The organism is Proteus columbae, from assembly GCF_002777965.1.
Classification (GTDB): domain Bacteria; phylum Pseudomonadota; class Gammaproteobacteria; order Enterobacterales; family Enterobacteriaceae; genus Proteus; species Proteus columbae.
In genome coordinates this window covers 1-4,800 of record NZ_NGVR01000024.1, presented here as the reverse complement: position 1 = coordinate 4,800, position 4,800 = coordinate 1, and the positions used below count along the sequence as shown (strand labels likewise).

The window sequence follows — 4,800 nt, the reverse complement described above, 5'->3', positions numbered from 1 at the left end:
GAGTTGTTTTACCGTGGTCAACGTGGCCGATAGTACCAACGTTAACGTGCGGTTTTGAACGTTCAAATTTTTCTTTAGACATTTAAATTGTCCCTCTAAGACACGGAATCGGTGGTTACACCACATCAACCAAGCAGTAAGTAAATTAGCGATTTGCTAGTGCTTGTTAAGATTTTAATCAGGGAGGCAAGAACATGAAGGAGTGGTGCTGATAGGCAGATTCGAACTGCCGACCTCACCCTTACCAAGGGTGCGCTCTACCAACTGAGCTATATCAGCACATCTGGAGCGGGCAGCGGGAATCGAACCCGCATCATCAGCTTGGAAGGCTGAGGTAATAGCCATTATACGATGCCCGCAGAACTCGGCTACCTGACTTAAAATCAGCTTTGTATTCTACTTAAGTGTTTACTAATTTAAAACACTTAAGTTAGGAATTAATGGTGGTGGGAGAAGGATTCGAACCTTCGAAGTCTGTGACGGCAGATTTACAGTCTGCTCCCTTTGGCCGCTTGGGTATCCCACCAAACCTAATTTTTAATGGTGCCGGCACCAAGAGTCGAACTCGGGACCTACTGATTACAAGTCAGTTGCTCTACCAACTGAGCTATGCCGGCTAAGTGGTGCGCATTCTAGGAGGACTTTCATCATGATGCAACAAAAAAATCGCGATATTTGTTCTTTTGCTTAGATTTTGTTCATTTTTGATTGAATTGTTGATTTTTTAGGAAAAAAACGACCAAAATGCCAACAAAAATTCATGATAGATTAGCAAGCTAATTTATCTATTCAGCCCCAAATTTATTACTCATCAATAAATTTTTAGAAAAAAGATTGATTGCACCCTTATTAGTCTACGCTAAAAAATTATTTTCATGACTATTTTTTGTACTTTTTTTACAGATTTATTCAGTTCGTGTCAAAAAAAGTAGAAAAAATTTAAAAAATATCTACGCCTAAGAGTCATCACTCGTTATGATGCTGTTTATTTTTTATCGGATACGGGTGTTTTAAACAGCCTGTCCAACCTGCGAATATTAGGCAGATGTTGGCTTATGAATAACAAAGAACGCTTTATAACCCCTTATTTAGAATTTGACAGAAAGCACTGGGCAACGTTAAGAGATTCCGTTCCTTTAACGCTAACCGAAAAAGAGATTGCTGATTTAAAAGGAATTAACGAAGAAATTTCTATTGATGATGTAATTGAGATTTATCTTCCTCTTTCAAGATTGCTCAATTTTTACATAAGTTCTAATTTACGTCGTCAAGCTGTCTTAGAGCAGTTTCTTGGAACAAGAAGCGCCAAAATCCCCTACATTATTGGTATAGCGGGTAGTGTTGCTGTTGGTAAAAGTACCACAGCTCGTTTGCTACAAGCACTTTTAACCCGTTGGCCAGAACATCGTAAAGTTGATTTAATTACTACTGACGGTTTTCTTTTACCTAATGCAGAGTTAAAGAAACGTGGAATAATGAAAAAAAAAGGATTTCCTGAATCCTATGATATGCATAGTCTTGTCTCTTTCGTTTCTGATATAAAATCAGGTAAGAAACAAGTAACAGCCCCTGTCTATTCTCATTTAGTGTATGACATCATTCCAGATAAAAAACAAGTTATTGAACAACCTGATATTTTAATCCTTGAAGGATTGAATGTATTACAAAGCAATCAGGATTATCCTCATGATCCACATAATGTTTTCGTATCAGATTATGTAGATTTCTCCATCTATGTTGATGCTGAAGAAGAATTACTAAAACACTGGTATATCAGTCGCTTTTTAAAATTTAGAGAAGGTGCGTTTACTGATCCTGAATCGTATTTTAATAATTACTCTAAATTAAGCAGAGAAGAGTCTATTGAAATAGCGTCTTCAATTTGGCAAGAAATTAATGGTTTGAATTTGAAACAAAACATTCTGCCGACGAAAGAAAGGGCGAGTCTTATACTAACCAAAGGTCAAAATCATACGATCACCAATGTTCGATTACGTAAGTAAATCTAAACAATTATCACCGTTTGATCTAAGTGTTATTAGATTTTAGTTATTAAAAATAGTATCAATAAATAACGATAAATAAAAAGCTTTCCAGTTTAGGAAAGCTTTTTTAGTTTTAGATGTTTGATGCAGTTTAAAGCATTAAGATGCGCTTCTCAGTGAAATCTCACCACCTATATAAGGTATGATTTTTCCATCTTGTTCTAAAAGTAAAGCACCTTGATCATTGATGCCTTTGGCAATACCAAAAATCTCTTTTTCACCAATAATAAGCTTCACTCGGCGATCCATAAAATTATCTAAACGTTTCCAACGCTCGATAAACACAGATAACCCTTGTTTTTCAAATTGAATAAATGCATCTCTTAATGCATTTGTAATTTCACAAGCAAGTTCATTTCTGTCAATTTTAATACCAACTTGCTCTAAATTAATCCATTGCTGGTTAATAGCTTCATTTTGATTTTTACTCATCGCGATATTGATACCAATACCTGTGACAATATGAGCAACATCACCGGTCTTTCCTGTTAACTCAACAAGAATACCTGAAAGCTTTTTATCATTTAAATAGAGATCATTAGGCCATTTAACTTTAACGCCATCTGCACCAAGTTTTTGCAATACTTCAGCCATAATAACACCGACAACTAAGCTCAGTCCTATTGCAGCCGCAGGCCCTTGATCGAGTTTCCAATACATACTCAAGTATAAATTTCTACCAAAAGGCGAAATCCATTGGCGCCCTCTTCTACCTCGTCCAGCAGACTGATATTCAGCAATGCAGACATCACCCGATTTTAATTCGCTAATACGCTGGATTAAGTATTGGTTTGTAGAATCTATAACAGGAATAACGCTAGCGGGTTCACCTTTGATGTTCTTGTTTACACTATCCGCATTTAACAAATTCATAGGAGCATCTAGTTGATAACCCTTTCCTGCGACAGTTTGAACATCAATACCCCAACTGCGCAATGTCTGAATATGTTTATTAATACCTGCGCGTGTCATTCCTAAGCTTTCGCCTAGTTGCTCCCCTGAATGGATATTTCCGTCAGCAAGAAGCTCAATTAATAATAAGGGAGTTGGTGTTTCTTTCATGAAATAGCATCCACTGCACTGATTTCGCCATGTTGAGCAATAAAACGAACTTCTGGCTCTAATTGTACACCGAAGCGCTCGAAGACTTTTTGGCGTACATATGCAGCTAAATTAACAATATCTTTGCCTGTAGCTAAGCCGTCTTTGTTGATCAGAACAAGCGCTTGCTTCATATGAACAGCCGCACCACCAAGCTGGTGACCTTTAAGACCACATTGATCAATCAGCCAGCCTGCAGCAAGTTTTACACCATCTTGTTGAACATATTGAGGACAGAAGGGGTATTCTGCTTTTAAATGTTGTGCAATACGAGTATCAACAATTGGATTCTTGAAAAAGCTACCAGCATTACCTGTTATGGTAGGATCAGGTAGCTTGCTTGTTCTCATAGAGCAGACAGATCCAAACACATCTTTTGGTGTTACTGTTTCTAATGATAATTTAGACAAATCACCATACGTAAGAATAGGCTCCCATTTTTTGCTAAGCTGCAAGCCAACAGCAATAATAGCAAAGCCTTGTTGGTAATGATGTTTGAAAATACTATCACGGTAACCAAACTGACATTCGTTATTAGTTAATCGATGAACATGGCCAGTGCTTAGCTCAACAATATCAACATAAGCACAAACATCTTTTAATTCTTTGCCATATGCGCCGATATTTTGTATTGGTGCTGATCCCACATTTCCTGGGATCAGCGCTAAATTTTCCAGTCCATAGATGTTCTTCTCTAACAGAAATTCAATAAGTGCATGCCAATTTTCGCCCGCACCAACATGAACAGACCAATATTGCTCATCTTCAGTAATTTCAATACCAGCAATACAGTTGCGAATAACAATACCATTAAAATCTTCTGTAAATAGTACGTTACTACCACCACCTAGAATAAGGGTTGGTAATTTCTGCTCATGGGCATTTTGCCAATATGTACAAAGCTCATTTTTATTATTTGCAGTTTCTATTTGGTGAGCTTTTGCTCTCAAACCAAATGTATTAAATGCTTGCAATGAAACCGATTCTTTCATGAAAGTCTACCTCATTTAGCTGATGACTTAGTTTAACAGCCAAGCATTGCTGAGGATAGCAAAGTGATAGGTGATTTGTGTGAAGAGATAGAAATATTACATCTGTATTTCAGATGTCTTAAAATGCAAAAAAGCCAACCCGTTGGGTTGGCTTTTNTTAGTTTAACAGCCAAGCATTGCTGAGGATAGCAAAGTGATAGGTGATTTGTGTGAAGAGATAGAAATATTACATCTGTATTTCAGATGTCTTAAAATGCAAAAAAGCCAACCCGTTGGGTTGGCTTTTTCGTCTTATTTAATGCCTGGCAGTTCCCTACTCTCACATGGGGAGACCCCACACTACCATCGGCGCTACAACGTTTCACTTCTGAGTTCGGCATGGATTCAGGTGGGTCCGCTGCGCTATGGCCGCCAAGCAAATTCGGTTTTTATAACTGTCTGTTTATGCAGTTATAATTAATTTTTTATGGTGCTGATACCCAGATTCGAACTGGGGACCTCACCCTTACCAAGGGTGTGCTCTACCAACTGAGCCATATCAGCACTAGTGGCTTATTGTCACCGGCTGACACAGCCTAAATTTGATGCCTGGCAGTTCCCTACTCTCACATGGGGAGACCCCACACTACCATCGGCGCTACAACGTTTCACTTCTGAGTTCG

At 38.0% G+C, this 4,800-nt stretch carries 3 protein-coding genes, 5 tRNA genes, 2 rRNA genes and 1 pseudogene; 1 reads left to right on the top strand and 10 read right to left on the bottom strand.

All coding sequences use genetic code 11. From position 1 onward, the window contains the following. From CBE70_RS12825 to CBE70_RS12805, 5 genes and pseudogenes are all read right to left on the bottom strand, one after another. Window positions 1-82 (bottom strand): annotated as a pseudogene (locus CBE70_RS12825) (GTP-binding protein); the annotation flags it as partial. 121 nt (window positions 83-203) lie between these two features. Further along, a tRNA-Thr gene (locus tag CBE70_RS12820) sits at window positions 204-279 on the bottom strand. 5 nt (window positions 280-284) lie between these two features. Next, window positions 285-359: transfer RNA gene (locus CBE70_RS12815), tRNA-Gly, on the bottom strand. An 82-nt stretch (window positions 360-441) separates the two neighbouring features. Next, window positions 442-526 (bottom strand) — tRNA-Tyr (locus CBE70_RS12810). A 15-nt stretch (window positions 527-541) separates the two neighbouring features. After that, window positions 542-617, bottom strand: a tRNA-Thr gene (locus CBE70_RS12805). Between the two features lie 438 nt (window positions 618-1,055). Here CBE70_RS12805 and coaA point away from each other — a divergent pair. Further along, on the top strand, window positions 1,056-2,003 hold the full coding sequence (coaA, locus tag CBE70_RS12800; protein WP_088494065.1) for a type I pantothenate kinase: 948 nt from the start codon (window positions 1,056-1,058) through the stop codon (window positions 2,001-2,003). Between the two features lie 141 nt (window positions 2,004-2,144). Here coaA and birA read toward each other — a convergent pair whose 3' ends face one another. From birA to rrf (CBE70_RS18765), 5 genes are all read right to left on the bottom strand, one after another. Next, window positions 2,145-3,107, bottom strand: a complete 963-nt coding sequence (birA, locus tag CBE70_RS12795) for a bifunctional biotin--[acetyl-CoA-carboxylase] ligase/biotin operon repressor BirA (RefSeq protein ID WP_100159653.1) — start codon at window positions 3,105-3,107, stop codon at window positions 2,145-2,147. Then, a complete protein-coding gene (gene murB / locus CBE70_RS12790) occupies window positions 3,104-4,138 on the bottom strand; it encodes a UDP-N-acetylmuramate dehydrogenase (RefSeq protein WP_100159652.1) in 1,035 nt (344 codons plus the stop codon). The genes birA and murB overlap by 4 nt, the downstream gene beginning before the upstream one ends. Before the next feature lie 300 nt (window positions 4,139-4,438). After that, window positions 4,439-4,554: ribosomal RNA gene (gene rrf, locus CBE70_RS12785) — 5S ribosomal RNA — on the bottom strand. A 51-nt stretch (window positions 4,555-4,605) separates the two neighbouring features. Beyond that, window positions 4,606-4,681 (bottom strand) — tRNA-Thr (locus tag CBE70_RS12780). Window positions 4,682-4,724: 43 nt separating this feature from the next. Continuing rightward, a 5S ribosomal RNA gene (gene rrf / locus CBE70_RS18765) occupies window positions 4,725-4,800 on the bottom strand; the annotation flags it as partial.

Excerpts from the sequence above, each read along its gene's own strand:
- coaA (WP_088494065.1), top strand. The coding sequence starts at position 1,056 with ATGAATAACAAAGAACGCTTTATAACCCCTTATTTAGAATTTGACAGA.
- birA (WP_100159653.1), bottom strand. The coding sequence starts at position 3,107 with ATGAAAGAAACACCAACTCCCTTATTATTAATTGAGCTTCTTGCTGAC.
- murB (WP_100159652.1), bottom strand. The coding sequence starts at position 4,138 with ATGAAAGAATCGGTTTCATTGCAAGCATTTAATACATTTGGTTTGAGA.